General features: G+C 55.5%; 20 protein-coding genes. 6 read left to right on the top strand and 14 right to left on the bottom strand.

Going from position 1 to position 26,066, the window contains the following annotated elements:
- Positions 1 to 161: 161 nt before the first annotated feature.
- The 11 genes from IPM59_05015 to IPM59_04965 form a co-directional block, all read right to left on the bottom strand.
- On the bottom strand, positions 162 to 3,263 hold the full coding sequence (locus IPM59_05015) for a GH92 family glycosyl hydrolase (GenBank protein ID MBK9214948.1): 3,102 nt from the start codon (positions 3,261 to 3,263) through the stop codon (positions 162 to 164).
- A 337-nt stretch (positions 3,264 to 3,600) separates the two neighbouring features.
- Positions 3,601 to 4,617 carry an RluA family pseudouridine synthase gene (locus IPM59_05010; protein MBK9214947.1) on the bottom strand — a complete coding sequence of 339 codons (1,017 nt, stop codon included), beginning with the start codon at positions 4,615 to 4,617 and terminating at the stop codon, positions 3,601 to 3,603.
- A 45-nt stretch (positions 4,618 to 4,662) separates the two neighbouring features.
- Positions 4,663 to 5,478: a prolipoprotein diacylglyceryl transferase gene (lgt, locus tag IPM59_05005; GenBank protein MBK9214946.1), complete on the bottom strand. Its 816-nt coding sequence runs from the start codon at positions 5,476 to 5,478 to the stop codon at positions 4,663 to 4,665.
- 29 nt (positions 5,479 to 5,507) lie between these two features.
- The gene (locus IPM59_05000) at positions 5,508 to 5,861 is read right to left on the bottom strand and encodes a four helix bundle protein (GenBank protein ID MBK9214945.1); all 354 of its coding nucleotides are present in this window, start codon (positions 5,859 to 5,861) and stop codon (positions 5,508 to 5,510) included.
- A 5-nt stretch (positions 5,862 to 5,866) separates the two neighbouring features.
- Entirely contained in the window at positions 5,867 to 6,394 is a 528-nt protein-coding gene (gene lspA, locus IPM59_04995) for a signal peptidase II (GenBank protein ID MBK9214944.1), read from the bottom strand.
- A complete protein-coding gene (locus tag IPM59_04990; protein MBK9214943.1) occupies positions 6,391 to 6,840 on the bottom strand; it encodes a nuclear transport factor 2 family protein in 450 nt (149 codons plus the stop codon). The genes lspA and IPM59_04990 overlap by 4 nt, the downstream gene beginning before the upstream one ends.
- Before the next feature lie 74 nt (positions 6,841 to 6,914).
- Positions 6,915 to 7,349, bottom strand: coding sequence for a hypothetical protein (locus IPM59_04985; GenBank protein ID MBK9214942.1), 435 nt, complete (start codon positions 7,347 to 7,349; stop codon positions 6,915 to 6,917).
- A gap of 21 nt (positions 7,350 to 7,370) precedes the next feature.
- Positions 7,371 to 10,223: an isoleucine--tRNA ligase gene (gene ileS / locus IPM59_04980; protein MBK9214941.1), complete on the bottom strand. Its 2,853-nt coding sequence runs from the start codon at positions 10,221 to 10,223 to the stop codon at positions 7,371 to 7,373.
- 206 nt (positions 10,224 to 10,429) lie between these two features.
- Positions 10,430 to 10,927, bottom strand: a complete 498-nt coding sequence (locus IPM59_04975; protein MBK9214940.1) for a GNAT family N-acetyltransferase — start codon at positions 10,925 to 10,927, stop codon at positions 10,430 to 10,432.
- Between the two features lie 6 nt (positions 10,928 to 10,933).
- Positions 10,934 to 11,155: a DUF1778 domain-containing protein gene (locus IPM59_04970; protein ID MBK9214939.1), complete on the bottom strand. Its 222-nt coding sequence runs from the start codon at positions 11,153 to 11,155 to the stop codon at positions 10,934 to 10,936.
- A gap of 139 nt (positions 11,156 to 11,294) precedes the next feature.
- Complete coding sequence (locus IPM59_04965) at positions 11,295 to 11,615, bottom strand: ATP-dependent Clp protease adaptor ClpS (GenBank protein MBK9214938.1); 321 nt, start codon at positions 11,613 to 11,615, stop codon at positions 11,295 to 11,297.
- Between the two features lie 128 nt (positions 11,616 to 11,743).
- Between IPM59_04965 and IPM59_04960 the strand changes: the two genes are divergently transcribed.
- On the top strand, positions 11,744 to 14,803 hold the full coding sequence (locus IPM59_04960) for a sigma 54-interacting transcriptional regulator (protein MBK9214937.1): 3,060 nt from the start codon (positions 11,744 to 11,746) through the stop codon (positions 14,801 to 14,803).
- Between the two features lie 156 nt (positions 14,804 to 14,959).
- Here the strand turns inward: IPM59_04960 and IPM59_04955 are convergent, their stop codons facing one another.
- Positions 14,960 to 17,389, bottom strand: coding sequence for an endo-1,4-beta-xylanase (locus IPM59_04955; protein MBK9214936.1), 2,430 nt, complete (start codon positions 17,387 to 17,389; stop codon positions 14,960 to 14,962).
- A 224-nt stretch (positions 17,390 to 17,613) separates the two neighbouring features.
- Between IPM59_04955 and IPM59_04950 the strand changes: the two genes are divergently transcribed.
- The 5 genes from IPM59_04950 to IPM59_04930 all read left to right on the top strand — a co-directional run bounded on the left by IPM59_04950 (position 17,614) and on the right by IPM59_04930 (position 22,270).
- The gene (locus IPM59_04950; GenBank protein MBK9214935.1) at positions 17,614 to 19,308 is read left to right on the top strand and encodes a GAF domain-containing protein; all 1,695 of its coding nucleotides are present in this window, start codon (positions 17,614 to 17,616) and stop codon (positions 19,306 to 19,308) included.
- A 75-nt stretch (positions 19,309 to 19,383) separates the two neighbouring features.
- Positions 19,384 to 19,575 carry a rod shape-determining protein gene (locus IPM59_04945; GenBank protein MBK9214934.1) on the top strand — a complete coding sequence of 64 codons (192 nt, stop codon included), beginning with the start codon at positions 19,384 to 19,386 and terminating at the stop codon, positions 19,573 to 19,575.
- Complete coding sequence (locus IPM59_04940) at positions 19,526 to 20,458, top strand: rod shape-determining protein (protein ID MBK9214933.1); 933 nt, start codon at positions 19,526 to 19,528, stop codon at positions 20,456 to 20,458. The genes IPM59_04945 and IPM59_04940 overlap by 50 nt, the downstream gene beginning before the upstream one ends.
- Before the next feature lie 86 nt (positions 20,459 to 20,544).
- Complete coding sequence (locus tag IPM59_04935; protein ID MBK9214932.1) at positions 20,545 to 21,375, top strand: TIGR00159 family protein; 831 nt, start codon at positions 20,545 to 20,547, stop codon at positions 21,373 to 21,375.
- A 7-nt stretch (positions 21,376 to 21,382) separates the two neighbouring features.
- A complete protein-coding gene (locus IPM59_04930; protein ID MBK9214931.1) occupies positions 21,383 to 22,270 on the top strand; it encodes a hypothetical protein in 888 nt (295 codons plus the stop codon).
- Positions 22,271 to 22,278: 8 nt separating this feature from the next.
- On the opposite strand, the gene IPM59_04925 is transcribed toward IPM59_04930, so the two are convergent.
- Together IPM59_04925 and IPM59_04920 are read right to left on the bottom strand one after the other, a co-directional pair.
- Positions 22,279 to 25,179 carry a carboxypeptidase regulatory-like domain-containing protein gene (locus IPM59_04925; GenBank protein MBK9214930.1) on the bottom strand — a complete coding sequence of 967 codons (2,901 nt, stop codon included), beginning with the start codon at positions 25,177 to 25,179 and terminating at the stop codon, positions 22,279 to 22,281.
- Positions 25,180 to 25,196: 17 nt separating this feature from the next.
- Positions 25,197 to 25,880 (bottom strand): hypothetical protein, encoded by a 684-nt coding sequence (locus IPM59_04920; GenBank protein ID MBK9214929.1) that lies wholly within the window; start codon positions 25,878 to 25,880, stop codon positions 25,197 to 25,199.
- Positions 25,881 to 26,066 lie beyond the last annotated feature (186 nt).

Genomic DNA, 26,066 nt, shown 5'->3' with positions numbered 1-26,066 from the left:
ATAGGCTTTCGTCTGGCCTTTATAAATTGCCTCCAGCTTTAGCTGGAGGTGACCGGTTCAATAATCATCGGGCTTTAGCCCAAGCATGGGTTTCGGCTAAAGCCGGTTTGGGATGAGTACTCAACCTCCAGCTAAAGCTGGAGGCAACTCATAAGGCAGGTTCATTGAATAAATACCTCATCCACGAATATCCACGGATCGCCGCCGGCTCCTGGGTGCCATGACGGGATCTTGCCGATGTTGTCGGCGCGCACGCGCACGTAGCGGGCCGTCACGGGCGTGATCGTTGCGTAATAGTCGCGGATCTGCGGCTTCATATCGGTGACGGCGACATCGGTTTTGATACTGGCGACCTCAGACCAATCGGAGCCGTTATTTGAAATTTCAAATTTGATATTTGAAGGCATCCATATCCACGGCCCGACAACTTGCAGAAAGCTCGCACCGACCTCGCTTATGGTGGTCTCTCGCCGTAGATCGATCACCGCCTCATACGGCTTGCCCTGAATGCCCTGCCATTCGCCGCTGGCAAAATTCGTCGTCCCGCGAATGCCGTCGATGATGGCATTTTCGCCGCCGCCGGTATATTGCGTGCTGTAAGGCGTCAGTACCTTCACCGTCCAATCGTGCGGTCGGCGGGTTAGTACAGCTTCGACCGGAAAACTCGCCGTGCCGTTTGCACCGATCGCGACGGCCTTGACCGTCGTTGTCCGGTCGACGCTGAACGGAGCGGTAAAAACTTTCGATGCTTTTGTCGGAACGCTGCCGTCGGTCGTGAAATGGACTTTTGCGTTCGGCGTAAGTGTTGAAATCGTTACCGTTGAACTGTTGGCAAATGTTCGTTCGCCTGTGATCACCGGAACCGCGACGGTATTGATGCCAATCGACGATACAGGAAACTCATTGAACGCCGTCTCGACGGGCTGATCGATCATCGAGAATTCCAGCACGCCGCCGCGCATTACGTCCTGATGCGTGATGAATGCTTTCTTGTATGGAGCACCGTTGAGCTTTGCGTTGAGAATGTACCGGTTCTCTGACGAGATATTTTTGGCCCGGTTCGTAAACGTCTTGCCGTTCTCAAGGCGGTAGGTCATTTCGGGGAACAACGGCGTGCCAAAGGCATAAACGGGCGAACCGGGCGCGACGGGATAAAAGCCGCCGGCGCTCATTATGTACCACGCCGACATCTGCCCGCAGTCTTCGTTACCGATCAGGCCGTCAGGTGCGTTCTTGTAAAAGTCGTCAAATATCTGGCGGACGTATTTCTGCGTTTTCCACGGTTCTTGCGCGTAGTTGTAGAGATACGCGATGTGGTGCGAAGGCTCGTTGCCGTGGGCGTACTGGCCGATCAATCCGGTCAAGTCAGCCTGTTCACGACCGGAAAGTTTGGCGTTTGTCGTAAACAATTCGTCGAGCTTCGCGACAAATTTCTCAGGCCCGCCCATCAGCGTCATCAGGTGCGATACATCCTGCGGCACGAAGAACGAATACTGCCACGAATTGCCCTCGGTAAATCCAAAATTCACCTCGGTCGGCGAGAATGGTTCGACAAAGCCAGCATTCTTTTTGGCACGGAAGAATCCGGTTTTTGTGTCGAAGAGATCTTCGAAGTAACGGGAGCGCCTATCGTATGTTTCAACATCCGCCGGCTTTTTCAATATCTTCGCCATCTGCGCGATGCACCAGTCGTTATAAGCATACTCAAGTGTCTTTGAAACAGACTCGTTCTCGTCCTCCATCGAGATATACCCGCGTTTCTTGTAACCCGCGAGGCCGAAGTGGTCGAGTTCGGCTGAGTGTTTTGCGGCGGCATAGGCTTCTTCGTAATCAAAGCCTTTGATGCCCTTCGCCATCGCATCGGCGATGACCGAGACGGCGTGGTAGCCGATCATCGTGTCGGTCTCTTCGCCCCACAATTCCCAAACCGGCAGCCGCCCGCCCTGCTCGTAGATGCGAATGAAGGTGTTGATGTAATCGACCGTCCGCTTCTGATCGATGATCGTATAAAGCGGATGCGCCGCCCGGAATGTGTCCCACAAGCTGAATACTGAGTAATGATCAGAACTTTCACCGCTGAGACGCAGAGACGCAGAGGTTTTCAAATCATTTCCTCTTGCTTCTATTCCTCTCTGCGTCTCTGCGTCTCTGCGGTTAGTAAGTTGATGAAGCTTCCCGTCGTGACCTTTGTAGCGGCCGTCAACGTCGTTAAAAACATTCGGATGGATCATCGTGTGATACAGCGCGGTGTAAAAGTTCGTCGTCTGTTCCGGTGTTCCGCCCGAAACTTCGATCTTCGATAGTTCTTTATTCCACGCCGCCTTCGCATCTGCCCGGACCGTGTCAAAATCCCAATTTGGCATCTCGGCTTCGAGATTCTTGCGTGCGCCTTCGATGGAGACGAATGAAATTCCGACCTTCAGTTGTATCTGTTCCCCTTCAACTACAGTGAAGTCAAATGCAGTGCTATATCCGATCGTCCTTGTTGATCCAGGGAAAAGCGTGACATCTTCATCTATCCACTTTTTGTATTTGCCATTTCCGAATGGTTTCGAAAACTCAGCGACGAAATAGATGGTTTGGTCTTTAGCCCAAGAAGTAGAACGACGATAGCCTTCAATTCTCCTCTCATTGATAGTCCGCACCTTTATGTCAAGAGGCTTGTCCCGCCATGTCATGTTCAGCTTGACGCTCGCCTTACCCGATTTTGGAAACGTATACCGATGTAGCCCAACCCGATTTGTAGCCGTAAGCTCGGCAAGAATTTCTTCGTCGTCCAGTCGCACGGTATAGTAACCAGGTTCTGCTCTCTCGTTCGCATGCGAGAATTTAGAGCCGTAGACACCAGCAGCTTTGTCGCCCAACTTTTCGAAATATCGCGTATTGCCCATAGTCGGCATGAACAGAATATCGCACCCATCCGGGATGCCTGTGCCGGAGAGATGCGTGTGCGAAAAGCCGTAGATGATGTCGTCCGAATAGTGATAACCGGCTGAGCCGTCCCAGTTATCGATACGCGTGTCAGGCGAGAGCTGCACCATCCCAAACGGCATCGTCGCGCCAGGGAACGTATGCCCGTGCCCGCCGGTGCCGATAAAAGGGTTGACGTAGCGGGTGTAGTCGAGGGTCTGAGCAGCAACAGCGGTAGGCAGTAGGCAGTAGGCAGTAAGCAGGAGAAGAAAACCGCAGAGACGCAAAGACGCAGAGAAATTTCCGGATCTTTTGCCTTTTATCTTTTTACTATTGCCCTTCGCTTGTCCCATGTCCCATTTGTCCCACGTGTCCCAGTGTCCCAACTGTCCCACAGAGGTTTGGGACCGCAAAATGTCCGGTGCGTTCCGAGCGTGTTCCACCCGTGGGTGGAACGCTGTAAACTGTTGTCTCCATTAGGCTTAACATCGCTTTTCAGGCCGTGTTCCACGAATTTCGCGCAAAAATGGAATTTGTCATACACGGAAGTGCTAAGTGTTGCAAGCATAGCACATTCGTGCACAAGAAGTCAATATTTTTCTAAGAGGAGGTAGTGTCTTAATTCGTGCATCCGTGGCTGGTCATGCCTGCCAGAAAATTAGCCACGAATGTACGAATAAAACTAAGACGCTACCCTAAGAGGCCGAGGAGTTCTTTTAAAGCCTCAGGCAGTTCTTGCGTAAATTCCATCCGCTCGCCCGTCTTTGGATGCGTAAAGGCGAGCCGCTGCGCGTGCAGGAAGAAGCGGCCAAGGTGTTCGACGGCTTTTTTGAGGTTGTTGTCGGCTATATGAGCGTCGCGGCCGGCGTTGTAGGTGGCGTCACCGACGACGGGGTGATTGATCGAGGCGAGATGGACGCGGATCTGGTGCGTGCGGCCGGTCTTGATGTCGATGTCGAGGAGAGTGAACTTTTCGAAACGCTGCCGGACACGCCACAGCGTCAACGCGTTGCGGCCATTAGCGGCGACGGTCATTTTTGTGCGGTTGTGGCGGTCACGAGCGATCGGGCGGTCGATGGTGCCGGAGTTTTCTTCGATCACGCCGTGGACAAGAGCGACATAGGATTTCTCCACCTCGCGGTCGTGGAACTCGCGTGATAACTCCTCGGCGGTTTGTTCGTCTTTGGCAACGACGATGAGACCCGACGTATCCTTGTCCAGCCTATGGACGATGCCGATCCTGTCAGAACCGCCTGCGTCTGCGGGCGGCCAGTTGGGTTCCGTTTTCGTTGTATCCGACGAAACGAACTGGCCGCCCGCTGACGCAGGCGGTTCTGACTTGAAATGCCAAGCTATCGCATTCGCGAGCGTCCCGTTTGGCACGCCCGCGCCGGGGTGGACGACCATTCCGGCGGGCTTATTGATAACGGCGAGACATTCGTCCTCGTAAACAATATCGAGCGAAATGTCCTCAGGCTCGAATTGGGCAGGAGGAATCTCTGTAAGTTCCACCTCGATCTCATCGCCTTCGCGGACCTTGTAGGACGATTTGACGGGACGCCCGTTGACGAGAACGTCTTCGTCCTCGATCAGCCTCTGCAGCCGCGAACGCGACCAGGTATCTATGTGCTCGGCGAGAAAGGCGTCGAGACGCGAACCGGCTTCGAGAGATGAAGGATGAAGGATTTGCGAATCGGTGCCGGACATAGGCGGAAACACGACCGGTAGGGAGTGTGCTCCCAACGAAGAACCTTACGCGTCGGGCACACTCGCTACCGCTCGTGTTTCTACCCGCAGGCGCCAGATCATGAAAACAACCGATACAGCAGCGACGATCAGGCTCACGATCTGTGATGTTGACAGTCCGGTAAGCGTCGTCAGGCCAAGCAGGTCGCCGCGCGGGTCGTCGCGGATGAATTCGATAGAGAAGCGAAATATCGAATAGACAATGCCGTAGCCGATCAATACCTGGCCGTCAAACCGTTTGCGCTTGTGCAATAGGACGAGTCCGGCAAACACGGCAAGCATTGTGAACGATTCGATCAACTGCGTCGGGTGCAGATAGAGCGCCGAATGGTCAGGGCCATAGATCGGGACGCCCGTGTATTGATTACCTAGCTCTGTAAAATGCACGCCCCACGCAGCGTCTGTCGGCTTGCCCCAACAGCAGCCTGCGGCAAAACAGCCTTGGCGGCCGAACGCCTGGCCAAGGGCTACCGCAGGGGCAAATGCGTCGGCAGTTTTCCAAAACGGCAGTTTATAGAATCTGACAACAACCACGACGGCTAGAAAACCGCCGATCAGCCCACCATAAAATACGCCGCCGGAACGAAGAAAATCTAGCGAAAAGACATTTACATTGTCCTCGACAAGGAGCATCAGGACCTTTGAACCGACGAGGCCGCCTATCAGCGTCCAGAGGCCGAGGTCATAGATGTGGTCACGCTTAAGTCCGTCGCGTGCAGCGAGGCGCGACGCAGCGAACAAGGCCAGCAGCATCCCGACGGCCAGCCAGATGCCATACGTTGTAACAGGAAAGTCGCCGATTCTGAATAGTTCTGGATACATGTCGCTACGCGAAATACGAAAATCAAAAATCAAAAGTCTGCTCGAATTGCAGCGGAATATCGCGTGAGCATCTTACTTATCAATTCCAGATGTTCACGAAGTTGGTTTGTGTCGGCGTAACCTAGATCCGTCGATAGTCGCAGATAATATCTGCATTCTTCTAATGAAGCTAATGAGGTGTTATAGAAGCGAACTTTGTCGCGTTTACTGGTTTTCCGATAGCCCTCGGCGAAATTTGCGGGTATTGAGATCGCGGCACGCCGCAGTTGAGAAGTCAGACAGAAAAGCTCGTGTTTCGGAAAGGTCTCGGTCATCCTATAAACCTCAAGGACAAATCCATGGGCTTGTTGCCAAATGTCGACATCTTCAAACGTTCGTGACATAACGTTCAGGCCGGAACCTCTGGTTTTCGATTTTCGGTTTTTGTATTTTGTTTTTTCGACAGGAACATATCCAGAATGAGCAATCCTGCTCCGACGCAGATCGCCACATCGGCGACGTTAAAGGTCGGATAGTGCCAGGCGCCGAACTGGACGTCAATAAAATCTATTACATAACCGAACCGCAGACGGTCGGTTACGTTGCCGGCGATACCGGCAAGCAAAAGGGCCAACGAACCCAAGACACGATCGTCCGTTCGCGGCGTTCGCCAAAAGAAATACAGCACCAGCACGCCGGCTATGAATGCCACGGCCGACAGGCCCCACCGGCCGGTGTCGCCCCCCTCATCAAACATTGAGAACGCGATGCCCGTATTCGTCGCATATGCCAGATTTAGCAAGCCGTCGATCAGGGAGCGATCACCGCCGAGACGCAGTTCGCGGGCCGCCCAGGCCTTCGTAACCTGGTCGATCATGTAGACGCCTCCGGCGATGCCGAGATAGGCGAGCTTCCAGATGATGTCGCGTCTGGTCACGGATTCTTCTTGATCTCAAGAGATGGTTTCGGTTCCGCAAAGAAAGATTTATTTACGATCTTCCACTCGCCGTTGATTTTGAGCAGCGTCATGTAGTCGGTGAATTTGACGGTCGGATAGTCGAGTACGATCACGGCCATCGCGGCGTTGCCGACGACGTGGACCGATTCGATCCGGCGTTTGCGTTTTGCCTCGTCTGCCGCCGGTTTGCCGCTCGCACCGGCGATAAAGTCGGCGAACGAACGCGTCGTGTACTTGCCATCGCGGATGAATATCAGATTGCCGTCGGTATGAAAGGCCTTGCGATAATACTCACCGTCGCCGGTTGCGTGGGCCTTGAGATAATTCTGGAGCGGGACGAGCACGGCATCTTTCTCGCTGTTTTGGGCGAATACGGCCGAGCCAAACACAACAACCGTTGCGATGATCAGAATAAGGTACTTCATTTGCAATAACTCCGATTGGCGATGTCTCAGATCACACTGCCTTACGCTCGTGCTGTATCGCCGGTTGCGTTATGTCATTCAGTATAAGGGAAGATGCTCTTTGGTGCCTTGTATCGCCGCCACCAATCGACGTAGCAGACATCTGTGCATCCGATAGCGTAGTGAACGACCGTCCAGCGTGTTCCGGTCTTCTTCAACACCGCAAAGAAGTTATTGTCGAACATATCCGCGTTGATCGCCTCCTGATACGGCGTGTGACGGTAGTTTGGACGGCCGCCGGCAGGCGATTGGGGATCGCCGCCAACAAATGCCCATTTGCCGGAAACATTGAAGTATTCGGTCGCGAAAATGATCTTCTGGTTTAGTTCGCGCTCAACAGGGACTCGAAGCGCGTCCAGTATCGCTTTGCGTACTGCCGAGCCCCGAGCCGGCGTATAGACACTCTGTGCCATCGCGCCGGCAGTGAACAAGGACAATAGCACCGCCGCCTGCGTCATTTTGATAAGCATAAGGGCCTCCTTAGTCGGTCTCTACTCGACGATCTCGATCAACGCGTCGTTGCACCGCTCGCAAACGGTCGGGAAGCGTTCGAATTCGCCGACGCGCGTCGAATAGTTCCAACAACGCTCGCATTTTTCGCCGTCGGCCTTTCTGATCTCGACGGTCAATTTGTCTCCCTCACGAACCTCGACCTGCGAGACAATAAAGATGTATCGCAATTGCTCGTAATAGTCGAGCAGGAAGCGTGTAGTCTCGGCGTCAGTCGTGAGAAGGACCTTTGCCTCGAGCGACGAACCGATCCGTTTGTCGTTGCGGGCGGTTTCGAGAGCCTTGAGCACTTCGTCGCGGATCGTGAAGATGCGTTCCCACCGGAAACGCAGGCCGCCAGCCTGCGTGTCTTCAGCATTCCGACGCGGGAACTCCGCGATATGTACCGACGCCTCTTGACGGCCCGGCATGTTTTCCCACGCCTCGTCTGCGGTATAGGCGAGCAGCGGAGCCATCAATCGGATGAGCGAATCGCCAATTGTGTAGAGCGCGGTTTGCGCCGAACGCCTTGCCTGGCTCTTGGGTGCCAGGATGTAGAGCCGGTCCTTGATGATGTCAAAATAGCGAGCCGACAGCGTGATGCCGCAAAAATTGTAGAGGGCCGTGTATGCGGCCTGAAAATCGTAGCTCTCGTAACCATCCAGCACCTTCGCGGTCACAACGTCAAGTTCAGCCAAAGCCCATCGGTCGATCTCTTCTAGCTTCTCGGCCGGAACACTGTCCGTTCCGGGATCGAAACCGTCGAGATTCCCCAACGCGTAACGCAGCGTATTCCGCATCTTGCGATACGCATCAACGACACGCTGAAGGATCTCGTCTGAGCAGCGAACGTCCTCGGTGTAATCGACCGCCGCTGCCCACAGGCGAAGCACGTCGGCGCCTGATCTGTCGATGATCTCCTGCGGAGCGGTGACATTGCCGAGCGATTTGGATTGCTTCTTGCCCTCGCCGTCAACGACCCAGCCGTGGGTAATGATCTGTTTGTAGGGTGCCGTGTCGTGTGCGGCGATGCCGCAGCTAAGGCTGGAATTGAACCAGCCGCGATACTGGTCGCCGCCCTCGAGATATACATCGGCGGGAAACCGCAGCGTATCGCCGCGTGTTTCCAGCACGGCTACGCATGATGAGCCCGAATCGAACCAGACGTCGAGAATATCGGTCTCTTTGCGAAATTCACTGCCGCCGCATTTTGCGCATTTGTAGCCAGCGGGCAGCAATTCGGACTCGGGTCTCGCATACCACGCATCGGCGGTCTCTTTGGCAAAGATGTCGGCGACGTGATCAACGATCCTGGAATCGGCAACCGCGTCTTCGCAGCCCTGACAATAGAAAACCGGGATCGGCACTCCCCAGAAACGCTGACGCGACACGCACCAGTCAGGACGGCCCTTGAACATATTCGCCATGCGGCCCTGGCCCCACGCCGGATGCCATTTGACCTCAGCGATCTCATCGCACGCGCGTTCGCGTAAGCTACGACCGTCAACAGCTTCGTCCATCGAAATAAACCACTGCGGCGTAGCACGAAAGATCACGGGATTCTTACAGCGCCAACAATGCGGATAGCGATGGGCGTATCTCTCGGAATGCAGCAGCATTCCGTTCTCGCGCAAAAACTCGACTATCCTGGGGTTTGCCTCAAAGATATCCATACCGCCGAAATGTTCAACTTCATCGATAAACCGCCCGGCGTCATCTACAGGATTGTAGATATCGAGACCGTATTTCTTAGCAATATGAAAATCGTCGCCGCCGTGGCCCGGAGCTGTGTGAACGCAGCCTGTGCCGCTCTTCTTCGCGGATTTATCCTCGAATCGAACGTCCAACTCGACCTCAGCATCGGCCTCGCCAAGCGTGACGTGCTCACCGTTCATGATGAGCGACGGGCGGTCGAGCCATGCATGTTTCGCTTCCATTCGGTCGAGCTTTGCGCCCTTGAAGCGAGCGAGTTCTCTGACCGACCCAACCTCGCAGATTTCGCCAAAGGCCCCGGCAAGCTCACTCGCGACAATGTAAACCTCGCCGCCCGTCTCGACGGCCGAATAATCAAAATCCGGATGCACGGCGATGCCAAGATTCGCGGGCAGCGTCCACGGCGTGGTCGTCCAGATGACGAGGAAGACATTCCGCCCCGCCAGGGCCGGGTCGATCTCGGTCGGATTGGTCTTGAGCGGAAATTTGACGTAAACCGACGGCGAAGTGTGCTCCTTATACTCGACCTCAGCCTCCGCAAGGGCCGTCTGGTCGTAAGTACACCAATAGACAGGCCGCTGGCCCTTGTAAATAAAGCCACGTTCGAGGAAACGGCCGAAAAGCCGCGCGGTCGAGGATTCGTACTCCGGCGACATCGTTAGATACGGATCTTGCCACTCGCCCAGAATTCCCAACCGCTGAAAGTCACGCGTCTGGTTGTTCATCGCCGTCGAAGCATGCTCGCGACATATGCGGCGGAATGAGGCAACGGGGATGTCATTCTTGTTCTTGCCCTTATCGGCAAGCTTTTTCTCGACGATGGTCTCGATCGGCAGGCCATGACAGTCGTAGCCCGGCACATACGGCGCGTCGTAGCCCATCATCGAACGTGTTTTGACGACGAAGTCCTTGAGTATCTTGTTCAGCGCCGTACCGATGTGAATATCCGCGTTAGCATACGGCGGGCCGTCGTGGAGGATGAATTTCTCGCGCCCTTTGCGCGCTTCCAACACCTTTTCATACAAGCCTATTTCCTGCCACTTCTTCGAGCGTGCAGGCTCCATCTGCCCGAGATTCGCCTTTTGGGAAAAATCCGTCCTAGGCAGATTAACAGTCTTTTTCAGGTCCAATGGTTCCGTCATACTCAACGTTCAACAACCCGCTACCGCAGGTGGTTCTTACTACAAAATCAAAAAGCCCCAAGCCTTTCTCTCGGCTTGGGACTTGTCAGGCAAACTCGCCAACGCTCGGCCTAAGCCGAATCGGTCCCAATGATATCAATAATAATGGGCGATGGCCTCCGCATATGTTTCGAAGTACAGGTTAGCACATCGTAGGTGTTTTGACCTCAACCGGACGAGACGAAACGCGTGATGTCCTGAACGTTCTTGAACATTCGCAACGAATCGGGATATCTGACAAAACCTCGCTTCTCATACCATTTTGCAAGCCGCTCATTCCGGGCATCCAGGGCAAGACATCTGATCCCTACATGTTTTGAAATATCAGCTACCCTAAATTCAACGTCGGTCAATAATAGGTTACCGTAGTTCATGCCTTGGAATCCCAGATCGACACCTAACTGCCCAAGAAGGATCACCGGTATTCTTCGCTTTATTCGGGGCCTGTCGTCCGGGATCGTTTCCTGACCTACAGTCGAGACAAGCAGGGTATGGAAACCGATAATTCTGGTCGGATCAGCTTGTTCATCGATCAATACGCTTGTTCGACTAAGGAGCAGCTTTTGGTCATGCAGAGCCGCTTCACGCAGAAAAGTAGTTACTGAATCATCGCCACAATCAAAATGCTTGCGATCATGCTCGCGTGTCAGCGAAACGATGTTCATGGACGTTTAGCCGTTTCGAATCTGCCGTTTGTATTCGACTAGAGCTTTCATCGAATACCTCGATGGCTTTCGGGCCGGTTTGTCCATGTAGTTAAGAAAGAACTCATACTCTTTCTCTGACAATAGGATCTGCTCGTGACTTTCAATGATCTCGGATGCACGCTGGCCCAGCGTGCTAACGGTAAACTCTGTAAGATCCTGTCCGAGGATAGCTGCTGCGCGCATCACCTTGTCTTTAATATCCGACGAAAGGCGAATATTCAGCCTGCTAGGCTTTGATCTTGATCTATTCTTTACACCCAACATATCTACGTGGCAAGTTGCCACACAAATCATATCACACACCCTAACATCGGCCAATATGCGATCATTCCTCCTCCACCGTACACAACAGTGGGTATTCCCTTGCTTTCGCCAGGTTGATCGCTTTGTCGCACTTCATGGTTGCGATCTCGTAGGGGTAGATGCCGGCGATGCCGAGGCCTTCGTTGTGGACCTTCAGCATTATGGTGGTGGCGTCGGCCTCGTTGCGGCTAAAGACATATTGCAGGACGAAAACGACAAAATCCATCGTCGTAAAATCGTCGTTATGCAGCAGCACCTTGAAGAGCTTCGGCTTTTCGAGCCTGGTCTTTCGTTCAGGCAGAATATCAATGCCGCCGTTCTCGATATCAGGAAACCCGGGCATGAAGAAAATTATAGACTTTCGAACGAAGTTTCTGCTACATTCCAATTGCGCTGTTTACTTAGTATTCATTTTTGGTAGTTCTCGTCTGAAAGACGGCCTTAATTGGTTGTTTTGTTGGTCATTCGACAATGAAGAGGAACGCACCCACCAGCGAACCGAGCGGGAGCGGACAGTCAGCCGCTGCTCGCGCGATATCGCATGACTCCGTCGATGCGGTCTTTAAGAGCGTCGGCCAGAAGCTGCGCGAAGGGCTCTCCGGCGAGGCTGAAAAGCTCCTCACCCGGACAATTGAGGGCTACGACCACGAAGCGTCCAACCTAGCGAATCTCAAACGGCTGCTCTCATTCACGCTCGAGACGACAGGCCGATACAAAGAAGCTCTTGAGGTGGTCCGCCCGTACGAGGACGACAAGAACCGGGAACCGCTCTCGGACGAGACGCAGACGCGTGTTGCTACGCAGCTCGCGATCGCATTCAGCAACGCGGGCGACCAGCCAAAGGCGATCACGCTTCTCAAGGACATCCTGCAAAAAGCTGAAGCTGAGGAACTCACCCCGCTGCGAGGCTCGATCGAGATCGCGCTCGCCCGCGTCTATCGCAAGCTCAGCGAGTACCCGATCTGCCGCGATCATGCCAAGCGGGCGTTGGCCCATTTCCGCACTAACGGCGATTGGCTGGGAATGGCTGAGGCGTATCGTGAGATCGCAAACAGCCTACATCAGGAGGGCGACAGCGAAAAGTCCCTTGAGTATTTCGAACTCGGCATCAAGATCATCGGCAACAATCTGGCACCATTCATGCTCGGCAAACTATATACCGACATGTCGGGAGCCTATTGGTTCCTCCGTCGGCCGCAGGATGGCATAGAGTGCCTTGAGAAATCGATCCGCTTCTTTGACCAGACTGAGCACGTTCTCAATACTGTCATCGCCTACAACAATCTTGGTATTAACCTGATGCTGATCGGCGAATGGCAAAAGGCCGAAGAGATCATCACGCGTGCCCTCGACCTGGCCGAGGAACAGCAGCACTCACATGCTGCCGGTATCCTCGATTCGCTTGGCGAACTGAAAATACTGCGGGGCGAATTTGGTGATGCCGAGAAGCTGATCGAACGAGCGATTGAACGCGCGCGAGGCGATAAGAGGGCTTGGTACGAGATCCAGTCGATGCGAAACCTCGCCCGCTGCTATCTCGGCGAAGGTAAATACAACCGCGCAATAGTCAAGGCTGAAGAGACCATAAAATACTCGCGAAAGCTCGGCGACAGCCACTTTGCTAACATGGCCGGCCTCGTCCTGGCCGAAAGCCGGCTGCGTCAGGGCGGCCTTGAGGAATGTGAAGAAGCTTTGAGACTGATCGAAGAAGATGATGCCGCATCCGACTTCTACGTCTTGGGAAATATACAGCGCATCCGTGGCCTGGCAGCCCTCGAAGACAACGATACCGAGCTTGCTGTCCATCATTTCAGCCGAGGCCTGACGATCTTTGAAGCGGCCGAGGACCTGTATCACGCGGGCTTGCTCAATCACTTGCTGGGAGCGAATCTTTCGGAGCTTGATCCTGCTCGCGCCAAGCGGCATCTGGCAGCGGCGAATGATATTTTCAAGAAGCTCGGCCTCAAGCGTCTGACCGAGGACGTTAACCGCGAACTTGAGAAGCTGGAAACGGCCCCTAGCCAGAAAACGGCCGGACGGCGTTCCAATTCTGTTGTGTCACAGCTTCTGACCGTGCGCCTCGCCGAAGCAACGGCCTCGCGTGAACTGCTTTTCCGAGAGCTGATAGCTGTTCTCCAGCAGGAAAGCAAGGCAAAACGCATCGTAATTGCACAGGCCAACGACCAGAAACGCCTTCATCCATTCATTACGCACGGCTACTCGCCGCAGGAAAGCAATGAGCTTGTGGGCAAGCTCAACGACGCGATCTCGCGCGGTGATGAAAAGGGATTCTCGCGCGGCAAGGATATCGCCGTACTGCATCTTCGCGGCTCGGCCTCACCGACGGCAGTGCTGTTGATCAGCCCGGTATCGGGGGCCGTGCTCGCCGACGATACGCCGCTGCAGCCGCTGCTTCGGGTCGTGGCCCTTGGTATGGATGTGATCGCGCTTCGCGGCCGCGGCCCCTCGACACCTACCGAAGAGCAGTCGAGCACGCACACGTCGAGCAGCCTGATGCCGGGCTTTATTCACTCCTCGCCCGCCATGACGGCTCTGGTCGATGAGGTGCATAAGATACGGTCCTCCGATGTGACGGTATTGGTCACGGGCGAGTCGGGAACGGGAAAAGAGCTTGTATCGCGGGCAATTCATACGCTCTCGAATCGTAAGGATAAGATATTCGTGCCATTCAACTGCACGGCAGTGCCAAAGGAACTGGCCGAAGGCCACCTCTTTGGTTACAAGAAGGGTGCCTTTACCGGTGCCGTCAACGATTCGCCGGGCACCATCCGAACGGCCGATGGCGGGACGCTCTTCCTCGATGAGGTCGGCGATCTTCCTCTCGATGTGCAGCCAAAGCTATTGAGATTTTTGCAGGAGGGCGAGATACAGCCGCTAGGTGAGAAGCGGCCGATCAAGGTTGATGTCCGCATCATTGCCGCAACAAATATGCCGCTGGAGGAAAAGGTCGCCCACGGGTCATTCCGTGAGGACCTTTACTATCGACTGAACGTCATTCGCCTGCGCGTGCCGCCCTTGCGCGAACGCAGGGCAGAGATCCCACCTATTGTGAATTATTACATCAATCACTACTCGTCACGCTTCGATAAGCACGACGTCACGTTTACTCCGCAGACGATCGATATGCTCATGGTCTGCGATTGGGAGGGCAATGTGCGGCAGCTTTGCAATGAGGTCCAGAGGATCGTCGCCCGGGCTGAGGACGGCGAGGTTATCACGCCCGCCCATCTGTCGCCAGAACTAAAACGCAGCGCAAGACCGTTGACACCATTCGAAACGGGCTCAAAGGATAAGCCCATTGCGTCATTCGACGGCGTTTATTCGCCATTCACAAACATCTCGTCCGGCGGCACGCTCGAGCAGGCTGTTTCGGAACTCGAGATGCAACTCATCCGGGCATCGCTCGCGCGCCACAATTGGAACATCTCGCGCGTTGCTAACGAACTCGGCCTCACTCGCCGCGGCCTCTACCTAAAACTCTCTCGCTACGGCATTGAGAAAGCCGCGTAGCCTCGGGCTCACGATAGGGCGGGGCAAGATCGAACACACCGAACAAAACTTAGCCGCCGATAAAAAGATAACGCGGATAAGGAAGATATGAATTTATCTGTCTTATCTGCGTTATCCGCGTCAACTGCGGCCAAACCACCGCACGAACACACTCAACTAGTTCCCGTAAGCGCTCGGCGTCGGCTTGTCCCCATTCTGCCCCCACGGGAACACGGTGAACTGGCCGTTCGAGCTGCGTTTGATGTACCAGGTGCCGTCCGATGGGCGCCAGACGCCGATATCAGCCTTGCCGTCGCCATCGTAATCGCCTGCGACGGGAACATCAGCCGGTGCTCCGAATACATCATACGAATACGTCGCCGTCGCACTGTTTCGGATCACCCAAAGCCCCGTTGACGGGCGATAGATAGAGATGTCTGTCTTGCCGTCGCCATCAAAGTCCGCCGGTGCGATCTTGTCGCCGGTCTGGCCGAACCTCTCGCCAAACACCGATCCATTCGACGAGCGAATGTTATACCAATCCCCGTTACTGGGCCGCCATATGCCGAGGTCGTTCTTCCCGTCACCGTCAAAGTCACCGACTGTCGGCACATCGCCATTCGCCCCAAACTGCATCCCAAACGTAGAGCCGTTGGACGAATTCGTCCGATACCACGTCCCCTGACTCGGTCTGAACACCGTCAGATCTGCCTTTCCGTCACCGTCATAATCACCCGGAGCAGGAAGATCCTCAGCCACGCCAAACACCGGATACGACACGGTCCCATTCGAGCTGTTCAGGATGTACCAGATTCCCGTTGATGGCCGATATATCGCAATATCCGTCTTACCGTCACCGTCATAGTCCGAAGGCGTCAGCTTGTCGCCATTCGCCCCGAACTGAAGCCCTTGGAAACCGGCAGTCGATCTCTGCAGATACCACGCTCCACTCGACGGCCTGAATACGGAGAAATCGGGCTTGCCGTCATTGTCGTAGTCGAACGGCACCAATAAACGCGATGGCCCGACGATTCCCCAGTATGCAAACTTGGCTTGCAAGAGGTTGTCAAAGAGAAGCGGTGCTTCGAGGCGTGGGATCGGGAAATTCGAGAGCCACGTATTGTCATCAGCCAAGCCCCAGGTCGTGACCGAACTTAGCTTGCCCTGTGCGTTGAGCTGCCTAAACGCGGTGAAATAATCGCGATAGAGAAACCCTTGACGACGGAGCACTTCACGAGGAACCGATGTGTAGGTCTGCGTCCCGTTGTTATAGACGCTGATGTCGAGCTCGGTCACATGATTATCAATTCCGGGGATCGCAGCGAACATATTGATCGTGCTGGTCACCGAGGCGGCGGACGGTCCGTCAATGTTGCTGTGCATCTGGTGCCCAACACCGTCAATCGGTATCCCCCGATTCTTTAGGTCCTGCACGAGATTCAGCAGGAACGCTCGTTTGGTCGGATTCGTTGTGTCGTAATCATTGATAAAGAGTTTGGATTTCGGGGCGACCTCACGTGCCACCTGAAATGCCTTATCGATATACTCCGTCCCGCATATATTGAACCACTGGCTCCTTCGGTGACCGTCCGGCTGCGCCGGATCGATCACCTCATTTACTACATCCCACGCATATACATTGCTGCCAAAGTGTCCGACCACTGCACGAATGTGGGCATCTAGCCGAGCCAGCAGGAGTGCCTTGTTTTGCGGCGAAGGTGTCATGGGCTGCCCATTACCGTCGAGAAAGAGCCAGTTCGGATTCTGCTCGTGCCAGACCAATGCGTGGCCGCGCACCTGCATCCCATTCGCTACGGCAAACGCCACCTGAGCGTCCGCCGGCCCGTAGTTGTAAGTATTCTCCGCCGGATGGATCGGGCCCCATTTCATGTCGTTTTCCGAGGTGATGCTGTTGAAATGCTTGGTGAGCAACTGCGTATGAGCATCACCGCCGATCGCACCGGCCCCTATTGCCGCTCCCATCTTCATCGGGGCAAGGAATTGGCGGAGCGACAGAAGCTCTTGCTGGATCTGAAGCGGCGGCAGGAATCGGAGCTCAAAGTCGTCTATGAAGAAAGAAGGTGTCCCTGTATCGGATTCCACATATAGCCACAGCGTGTCATGAGCCAAGGTGTAATTGTAGGTCGATGACAATTGGACCCAGCCACTATCGGTAACAGCCACATTGCCGGTAACACCATGATACGTAGTGTTCCCACCCAGAGTACGCTCCAGGCTGATCCGCAGGCTTGTTGCCGGCGAACCCGGGGCGAGCTTTGCCCAGACCGATATCTGATAACGCGACCCGGTCGCCATCTGACTGGTTACGTTTATCTTGCAGCCGTAGAAAGGCTGCTGTCGGCCCGACGTCAGAAGGCTGAAGTTCCCTGAATGTTTATCGACCGACGTCGGAGCCACAATTTCAGGGCCGATCCGGGGAAGCCAGCCTTCCGCTGTGTTTGTTTCAAAGGTCGATGTGATGTCCGATGGGGCCATCGGCTCAACGGCGGCCGTTCGATGCACAAAAGCAACCATGCTCGCCATCACAAGCCAGCCTGCCAAAAGGGCCTGCCCAAACGTCTGTCTGCTGAATTCTCTTTCTCGCATATTGCTCCTGACGGAAAACATGGGTTTTCATGACTTTCGTCCACTAATATCCACTAAATAAGGCGTACTGTATCATCAAAAAGGCTCAGGCCTCGGAGAAATTTTGCTGACGGGCAACCCAATTCCTTGTGTAGAGCACTACCGGTGTAAAGGTAGTATCCGTCTGCGATTGCGACAGGCAGCGATTTGCCATTCGCCGTTTACGTTTTACAATTACGCTTGTTTTGAACGCAAAACTTACCATTACGGACCCGACCGGACACACGTGGGAAACGGAGTGTCCCTCGGGCGAAACAATCACGATCGGCCGTGCTCGCGAGAATGTGATCACGCTCAATGACCGGCGCGTCTCGCGAAAGCACGCCTTCATCATTGGCGAGGCCGGAGCGTTCCGCATTGTTGATGGCAATATTGAAAATGGCCAGTTGGTCCGCAGCGTCAATCATGTTTTTGTCAACGGATCTCAGCATTTGGAGGCAATGCTGAATGACGACGATGTGATCGTGATCGGTGAGAGCCAGCTTGTATTCAGCTCGGTCAATACGAGCGCAGAGGCTGAGCCGAAGCCGGCGGAGCAAGCCGAAGATTCATCCGCACCGAGCGTGACCTTTGACGATGCGCCGATGGGGCACACGCAGGTGCAACTCTCGGTGAATGAGTTCATGGGCCGCCGCTCTAATTTGTCACTCGAGGCAGAAGCGGTGACGCCTGAAGAGGTTAAGGACCTCAGGCGCAAGGCCAAGATACTTGAGCTGCTGTTCGAGATGAGCAAGATGCTCGGAACGGTATTTGACCTCGAGGAGATATTTGAGCGGGCAACCGACCTGATCTTTCGCGGCACGCCGGCCGATCGTGTGATCGCGCTCTTGACCAATGAGGAAACTGGAGCGGGAAGAGACGACCTCCACGCATCGCTTTATCAGATCGGGGCAAAAACGCGCGAGGCCAGCTTCGCAAAGCTAAGCGAGAAGCTTGGTGTCAGCCGCACCATCACTCGCAAGGTGATGAACGACCGTGTGGCCGTGCTCTCTCAGGACGCAAAGACCGACGAGCAGTTCGGCGGAGCCGAATCTATAGTCTCACAGGGCGTTCGCTCGACGATATGCGCACCGCTGATCACGCAGTCAGGCGTTCACGGCGTGATCTATGCTGACCGGCTCGATCCGTTTGCGGCCTTCCGGCAGGACCACCTCGAGTTGATCTCGGCCGTCGCGGCTCAGACCGCGGTAACCGTCGAAACGGTAAAAGCCCACCAGCGCCTCGCCCGCGAGGAGGTTGCCAGGGCGAATTACGGCCGGTTCATGCCCGAATACGTCGTCAAACAGCTCCTGGAAAATCCGGATTCGTTCCAGTTAGGCGGCGTGAATGAGACCATCACCGTCCTGTTTGCTGATATTCGTGGGTTTACGGGCATATCGGAACGTGCCGACCCGGAGCAGATCGTCGGACTTCTCAATCAATATTTTTCGGCCATGTCCGAGATCATTTTTGAGAATGACGGAACACTCGACAAGTACATCGGTGACGGCCTAATGGCCCTCTTTGGAGCGCCGAAACCAACACCGAATGACGCAAGGAACGCGTTGACCGCTGCTGTCGCCATGCAAAAGAAGCTGGCTGAGATGCGTTCGGGCCCTAGAGGACAGGAATTTGCACAGTTATCCATCGGTATTGGCCTGCACACGGGCGTCGCCACTATCGGCTACATCGGTTCGGAACGGCGGTCTGAATACACCGCCATCGGGGATACGGTCAATCTCGCCGCGCGTCTCGAATCGAATGCAAAGGGCGGCCAGATACTCATCAGTTCAGAATGTGCCTCGGCCGCGGGCAACATTTTTCCTCTAGATCGCCGCGAGCCGATCACCGTCAAGAACCGCACCCAACCGGTCGAGCTTTTTGAGGTTCGATGGCAGTAACTTAGAGCTTGGAAGCTGCATCGAATTGGGCATATAATCTGACGTGATAACCATCACTGATCATTCTCGGGCCTTATGCTGAAGATCTCGTCGCTCAAGAAACTGGTGACCGATTCCATGGCTATTGACCTTGGAACGGCGAGCACGCTCATCGGGGTCAAGGGCCGTGGTGTCGTACTCGACGAGCCGTCGCTGGTCGCTATCAACGAATTGAGCGATGAGATCGTTGCCTTTGGCCAAGACGCAGCGGGAGATGGCGGGCCGTGAGGGCCGCGACGTTGTCGTCAAGGCTCCGCTGATCGGCGGAGTGGTCGCGGATTTTGAACGCACAAAGCGAATGCTTGCCCACTTTGTAAAAAAGGCAAAGACCGGCGGCTCTAACATCGCGATCCAAGCCGTGATGTCGATGGTCTCTGACGTGACGCATGTTGAGCAGCGGGCATTGCTCAATGCGGCCGACGATGCGGGGATCGGCAAGGTATTCATGATGGAAGAGGGCCTTGCGGCGGCATTCGGCGCCGGGGTTCTGCCGACCGACAGGCGAGCATCTGCGATCGTCGATATCGGAGCCGGGACGACCAGCATCGCGATCATCGCTAAGGGCACCATCGTCCACTCGACGTCAGAACGCTATGGGTCGAACGCGATCAACGAGAGCCTGGCTACGCACCTGCGGCGTCACAGCGGCCTGCAGGTCGGCGAAGAGACCATCGAGATGCTGAAGACGACCTTCGCATCTACTTTTCTCCCTGAAGAGCTCGGCAAATCGATGGAGGTGCGCGGGCGAAATGTTGAGACGCGCAGCCCGGCCGCTCTTGAGATCACGACCGGTGAGGTATATCCGATCGTCGAGGCTATTGTCCGCCGTATCGCGCTTCTCGTCCAGGATACGCTGACCGAACTTAGGCCGGAGGTAGCCGCCGACATTTATGACCGCGGAGTGATCCTGACCGGCGGCGGTGCTTTGCTCGATGGTATCGATCAATACATGCGTTCAGTCATTAACCTGCCGGTAACCGTAGCTGACGAGCCGCGTTACGCAACGGTGAACGGACTCATCAAGATGTTTGACGACCAAGAACTCCTCGAACGCGTTTCACGCAACGAACTCGGCGTTCTGCAGAACGCGGAGATACCGTTTGAGGCCTGATCTATTCACTACTCCTCTCGTCCAAAAAACGGATCCGCCGGCTGACGGCTGTGCTATTCTAGAACGCACAGCGGACGGCCCGGGCGATGCAGTTCTCAGACCTAATTCCTGCGATTGGCGGCTTGCGTAATATCCTTGATATTGCGCTCGTTTTCGTCATCGTTTATGTCGTGCTTAAACTGCTCCGCGGCACCCGTGCTGTACCGACTGTGATCGGACTGCTGCTGCTGGCACTGCTATATTGGTTTGCCGCCACTCAGGAATTGACGACCCTCGAATTCGTTTTGCGGTACGCCGTCGGTTTTATCGGGATCGCGATAATAGTCCTGTTCCAATCCGAGATCCGACAGGCACTGATGTTCTTTGCCAATAGGCTGCGCTTCCCGATAATGAAGCGGCAGCGCGGCCAGTTTGGCGGGAGCGTTTATGACGAAATGGTGCTTGCCGTGACCACGCTCGCCTCAGAAAAGACCGGTGCACTAATAGTCATCGAACGCAATGTCGGGCTGCGTAATTTCGTCGACGCCGGTGTCCAGCTCGATGCTCGAATAAGCTATGACCTGTTAGTGACGATATTTGACCCGGCGACGCCGCTGCACGACGGCGCCGTTGTGATCCAGAACGAACGCCTGGCAGCTGCCTCGGTGTTCCTGCCGCTCACAAAGAATCCTGAGGTTTCGCGAGAACTCGGCACACGTCATCGCGCGGCCATTGGCATTACCGAAGGCTCAGATGCTATCTCGATCGTCGTATCAGAGGAAACAGGCCTGATCACTTATGTCGAGGCGGGCGTTGTTCACCGCAACATCGACGCAACACAACTTCGCAAACTCTTGTTAAAGGCCCTGCAGATACCGTTGATCGAGTCTCGTCAGGAACACTTCGCCGACAAGACCGAGCCAACCGAGATAGCCTGATTCGCCCGTGAACACGAAGTACTTCGCAAAGCACATCATCCGCAAGATATTCTTCGAGGATTGGGCCCTGAAGCTGACCGCGCTTGGGATCACGCTGGCCCTCTGGTTCGTCGTCACCGGCCTGAGCACGCCGACGACACGCCGGATCATAGTGCCACTGAACCTGACGACGGCAAGCAATGCCCAGATCTCAAGCAGTCCGCAACAAGAGGTCGAGATCGAGATCAGCGGCGACAAACGCCGTATCGAACAGATCAATCGCGGCGAACTCAGCGCAACCGTCGATCTGACCGAATCTCCCATGGGCGATCGCGTAGTATCGCTTGAGCCCGAATCCGTTTACGTGCCGCTCCCGCAGGGCGTAAAGCTGACCGTGGTAGCGCCCAGCCGAATAGTGGTCAGCCTCGAGACAGTCGAGGAGAGAGAACTTGAGGTGCGGGCCGAAACACGCGGCAACTTACCGGCAGGATTTGAATTGTATGGCCTGACCGTCATCCCGCCAAACGTCACCGTCCGTGGCCCCGCGAGCGTTATGGGTTCTCTCGATATGGTCAAGACCGACAAGATCGACATTACCGGGCGAAAGGCAGAATTCACCGAGTCGAGAGTTCCGGTCATCGCGAATCAGCGGGTCGTTGTATTGAATACCGTAGTCGATGTGATTGTACGAATCGGCGAACGCCGCATCGAACGCTACTTCTCCATACATGTCGGTGAAAGTGGAAGGACGGCGAGTTTTGTCCTCTACGGCCCCCGTAGCCTGCTGGCCAGGATCCGCGCGGACGAATTACGCATTGATACGAGCCTTAACGATCAGGGCGAAGAGGAATCGCAAGTCGTTCTGCCCACTGACCTCCAGAACGTGGTCGAAGTGCAGCGGCTTGTTATCAAGTGAGATCGGCATCACGACTGGGGACAGCCGCAGGTGAATCCATCGGTCACGACCAGGTCATCGATGTACTGGCCCTCACGAAATGTTCCGATGTCTGTGCCGATGCGCCACCTCAACTGGACGAGTTGCCCGGCGGCCGACGGCGGAAGTCGGGCCACCGAAAGAATGAACTCTGATGTTTGGTTGACGCCGCTGCGGCCCGACCAGCCGGGCTCGCCGCCGAGCGGGTTTTGGCAGCAGGTATCGATCGGGCCATCATAGCCGCCGGACTCGAAAATACCGCCGGCCGAGGTGATATTTTGCCACGCCCCGTCGCCGATCCTGATCTCAAGGATCGAACCATCGTAACGGCGATTACGGAGGAAAGTTGTCTCCAGATCATACCAGTTCTGAAACCGCACACGAGCTGACGACGAGCGAACACGAAATTGCGGTGTGACCATTTCATTCACGCCCACGAACTGCAGGTCTTTTGAGAAGGCCGCTTTCCCCGACGATGTTGACCTTGCGTTGCTCGTACGCCAATTGCGCTCACCCGGCGGCTCGAATTGGTTAGAATGCGACTCCGAGCGTGCCCACCTCGGCGGCAGAAAGCCAAGCGGCGTCCGGTCAAACTGCTGCGAGAATGCTATCTCCTGCTTTCCCGTCTGCAGTTCTACAAAAGCACTGCCGAGGTCGCTTGCGCCGTCCTGAAGGTGAAATGTCATCGTCACCTTACTCCCGCACAGCATTGTCGGATCGACCGTAAACGTGAATGGCCGCGAGACGGAGATCCCATTGACCGGCATCGCTCCATAATTCTGCTGCGGGCCCGGACCTGTCACGCCGCCGCCGGCAAGAAGCGTCGCAGCAAGGTTCTGAGTCGGAACCGTGCCCGTGTTTCGCAAGCTGACTGCAACGGTTACCGTTTCGCCCGGATCGGGAACGCCGTTGATCGCGCAACTCTCGGCTGTCAGAGTGACACCCGTACTGTCGATCACGGGAACAGGTTCGAGCGCGAAATTCTGCGTGGCCGTCTGTCCGTTGCTGAGAGTCAACAATACGTTCTGCGAGCGAAAGCCTCTTTTGCTCGCCGTCACCGAATAAGTGCCGGGCAGCACCGCGAGCTCTCCGTAGCTGCCATTCGTTCCGCTTCGTCGTGAATACGCCGCTGCTGACACTATCGCTCCGTCGAGTGGCTGACCGCCCGCGGCGCTCGTAACCGAGCCCGTTATCACTGCGCGCGGGGCCGGCGTGCATTCCGGGAACTTGAATCGCCCGATCCGCGTCAGCCAGGTCATCTCGTGAAACTGCTGACTCTCTAAGGTGTAATATTCGCCCGTCATCCAAAAGGTGCAGTCGTCAACCGGATCGACCGACATCGCACTGTAGTCGCCCCATCGGCCCACACTTTGGATCCGCTGAACGCCCGTGCCAGTTACAAGCGTCCCTTCGTCGCGAAATGTTCCCGCGGGCTCACTCGCCAAGCGGCCGGTGTAGAGCAGCGATGGCTGGCGGTCGTCCGCCACATGGTTATAGCCAAGCGCGAGGTTTCCTTGCCCGTCCTGCGCCGCGCTGCCTATCCAGCGTGACGACTGAGCCTCGCCGATCGTCGCTTGCTCGGTGACGGTGAATGTCGCTCCGTTCCGCTTTAGCTCGTAGAGACGAATACCTGCTCGATACGGCACTTGTGATAGGCGGACCGTTTGATTCACAACGATGGATTCGGTGCTGCCAAGGTTGCGATATGCAGCTCGATAACCTAGCCGGTCGCTGTTCGAATCGAGCATCGCCCCCGGCGGCGGCTGGGCAATATCCTCACGCCCGTCCGGACTCGTCGGGTCAAATGGCGCGACCGCGAGCGGACTCTCCGGCCGTTCGGTAAATGTTGAGCGTGCAGGATCTACAAAATCCGCATGGAAATCAAACACCAGTAACGCGTCCTGAGCGTCACCATATTCGGTCGCTCTATAGCCAACAAACACATTCGCTGCACTGTCCGGCGGCGGCCTCAGGCCGTCAAGGTCAGACGGCAACAAATTGCCTCGCCTCGTTGCCGCCGGCGAGCTTCGGCTGAAGTAAATGTACGATGCCGTAGGATCACCGGTTAGCATCTTCGTACGGTCAAAGGCAAACATTCCCTGCCCTGAGAAATCCGCACCGGTAAACTCCTCAGTTGACATGTAATATCCACCCGGCCACACACCAAACTTTGCAAAATCGTTCAGCCTAATGTTTGGCATTACGAATTCGTAAACGAAATAGGCCCCCATCGGATCACCTGTCTGCGATACGGCGATCATCTGCCTGAACGGTGGGAAGGCATTGCAGTATTGACTCAGGATCCATCGGTCAGCCAGCGGATCATAAACTACGATAGGTTCGCCATCATCACGGGCCGAGCACACAGTGCCGAGCGGAGCGAACAACTGGCTCATCCGAAAGGGCGGCGCCATGGCATTGCCATTCTTGTCGAATATACGAACCAGGGCATTGATCGCCTGCACGTAATGGTTCGGACCCACGTCGCCAATCGTATCAGGCGGAATGATCACCGCGTTGTAGGCGGTGATGTTGTCATAGTTTGCGAGGCCGTCGAACGACACTGAAGGTGTCGGCATTGGCACGAGCGAGGATCGCGCGCGCGAGGCATCAATATCGTTCCTTCCCGACATGTTTGCAAATGTCGTGTCACCGTCGCGCCCGACCGTTCTAACAGAGATCTTGCCCGGCGAGATACGCCTTTTTACCGGACGGTTCCGCCCTGCAATTACTGATACTGCCTCGCTTATTCCGACCGCTTCCGCCGTGGAGATGACCGGGCCGCTTATCATGTGATCCGCCGTTGCACTGACCGCATCGGACGGCGACGCCACAAACAACATGGACGTGACCGAGCTCAAGATCGCTGTTAGAAGAGCAAACTTCAACATCCTTGACGTCCCGTTGGTCAAACCTCGAACAGCACCTCGATCGCCGTGCGTCGCTTGGCTTCGTCGAGAAACCTTCCGATCGACGCGCCGATCTTCTCATTCTCAAGTCTTTCGCGTATTTCTTCTCGTTTTTCGTCGAGCGTCGGCATCAGCAGGCCCGGAAAGCGGCGTCTGAAATCCGGAACGAAGATGTCACGATAGTAGCGCGTCACCTCATCTGCCGAGACGACCACAAAGCTGCGAAACCTAAAATCAATGTACTTTTCTATCGCCAGCCGTTTTGAGATCAGCCTCGCGAAGGCTGCGTCCTGCACGGATTCAAATCCGGCCATTTTCAGCCTTGCCTCAAATGCGGCCGCGGACGGAAAAAAGCTGATCAGCCGCCCGATCTCGGCGGTGATCTCCTTTTCTGTCGGTGCGGCACGCGGCAGCCGCTCGGCCTCGATAGCGAAAAGCCGCTGATCTATAAGGGTTTGCAGTGCACGATTGAGGTCCTCCGACCGCGGCGATTCGAGCTGAACGCCCGGCTCCAGAGCGAGTTGCCAGACGACGTCGGAATACGTGATCAGTTCGGTGCGCGATCCGCTAGTTACCGTCGCGACCGTTCGGTCAACGACTTGCTGTGCGACCGACGCCGTTACCATCGCCGCCGACAGGGTCGCGACCAATACAAGCATCTTTCCCGGGCCGCATATCATCACCTTATTTGTTGATTCTTAACACCTTTCCTTACTCTGTCAACCGCCACCGCTAATCGTTTAATATATTGACAAACTGTTGAAAATTGTTTGTAATTAACAAGGGGGTTTCCCGATACCGTCCCCGGTCGTTCGACCCTCCTAAACCGAACCATTCTACGCACCGACAGATCGTTCTCGGTGCGTACC

The sequence above is a fragment of the Chloracidobacterium sp. genome, assembly GCA_016715795.1.
GTDB lineage: Bacteria > Acidobacteriota > Blastocatellia > Pyrinomonadales > Pyrinomonadaceae > OLB17.
This window is presented reverse-complemented; position numbering and strand designations above follow the sequence as displayed.

What these genes read in the sequence shown, in the direction of transcription:
- IPM59_04965 (MBK9214938.1), bottom strand. Translation starts at nt 11,615, where the DNA reads ATGCCCGGGTTTCCTGATATCGAGAACGGCGGCATTGATATTCTGCCT.
- IPM59_05015 (MBK9214948.1), bottom strand. Translation starts at nt 3,263, where the DNA reads ATGGGACAAGCGAAGGGCAATAGTAAAAAGATAAAAGGCAAAAGATCC.
- IPM59_04955 (MBK9214936.1), bottom strand. Translation starts at nt 17,389, where the DNA reads ATGCGAGAAAGAGAATTCAGCAGACAGACGTTTGGGCAGGCCCTTTTG.
- IPM59_04940 (MBK9214933.1), top strand. Translation starts at nt 19,526, where the DNA reads ATGAGATCGTTGCCTTTGGCCAAGACGCAGCGGGAGATGGCGGGCCGT.
- IPM59_04960 (MBK9214937.1), top strand. Translation starts at nt 11,744, where the DNA reads ATGAAGAGGAACGCACCCACCAGCGAACCGAGCGGGAGCGGACAGTCA.
- IPM59_05000 (MBK9214945.1), bottom strand. Translation starts at nt 5,861, where the DNA reads ATGTCACGAACGTTTGAAGATGTCGACATTTGGCAACAAGCCCATGGA.
- IPM59_05010 (MBK9214947.1), bottom strand. Translation starts at nt 4,617, where the DNA reads ATGTCCGGCACCGATTCGCAAATCCTTCATCCTTCATCTCTCGAAGCC.
- IPM59_04990 (MBK9214943.1), bottom strand. Translation starts at nt 6,840, where the DNA reads ATGAAGTACCTTATTCTGATCATCGCAACGGTTGTTGTGTTTGGCTCG.
- IPM59_04945 (MBK9214934.1), top strand. Translation starts at nt 19,384, where the DNA reads ATGCTGAAGATCTCGTCGCTCAAGAAACTGGTGACCGATTCCATGGCT.
- lgt (MBK9214946.1), bottom strand. Translation starts at nt 5,478, where the DNA reads ATGTATCCAGAACTATTCAGAATCGGCGACTTTCCTGTTACAACGTAT.
- IPM59_04985 (MBK9214942.1), bottom strand. Translation starts at nt 7,349, where the DNA reads ATGCTTATCAAAATGACGCAGGCGGCGGTGCTATTGTCCTTGTTCACT.
- IPM59_04975 (MBK9214940.1), bottom strand. Translation starts at nt 10,927, where the DNA reads ATGAACATCGTTTCGCTGACACGCGAGCATGATCGCAAGCATTTTGAT.
- ileS (MBK9214941.1), bottom strand. Translation starts at nt 10,223, where the DNA reads ATGACGGAACCATTGGACCTGAAAAAGACTGTTAATCTGCCTAGGACG.
- IPM59_04935 (MBK9214932.1), top strand. Translation starts at nt 20,545, where the DNA reads ATGCAGTTCTCAGACCTAATTCCTGCGATTGGCGGCTTGCGTAATATC.
- IPM59_04925 (MBK9214930.1), bottom strand. Translation starts at nt 25,179, where the DNA reads ATGTTGAAGTTTGCTCTTCTAACAGCGATCTTGAGCTCGGTCACGTCC.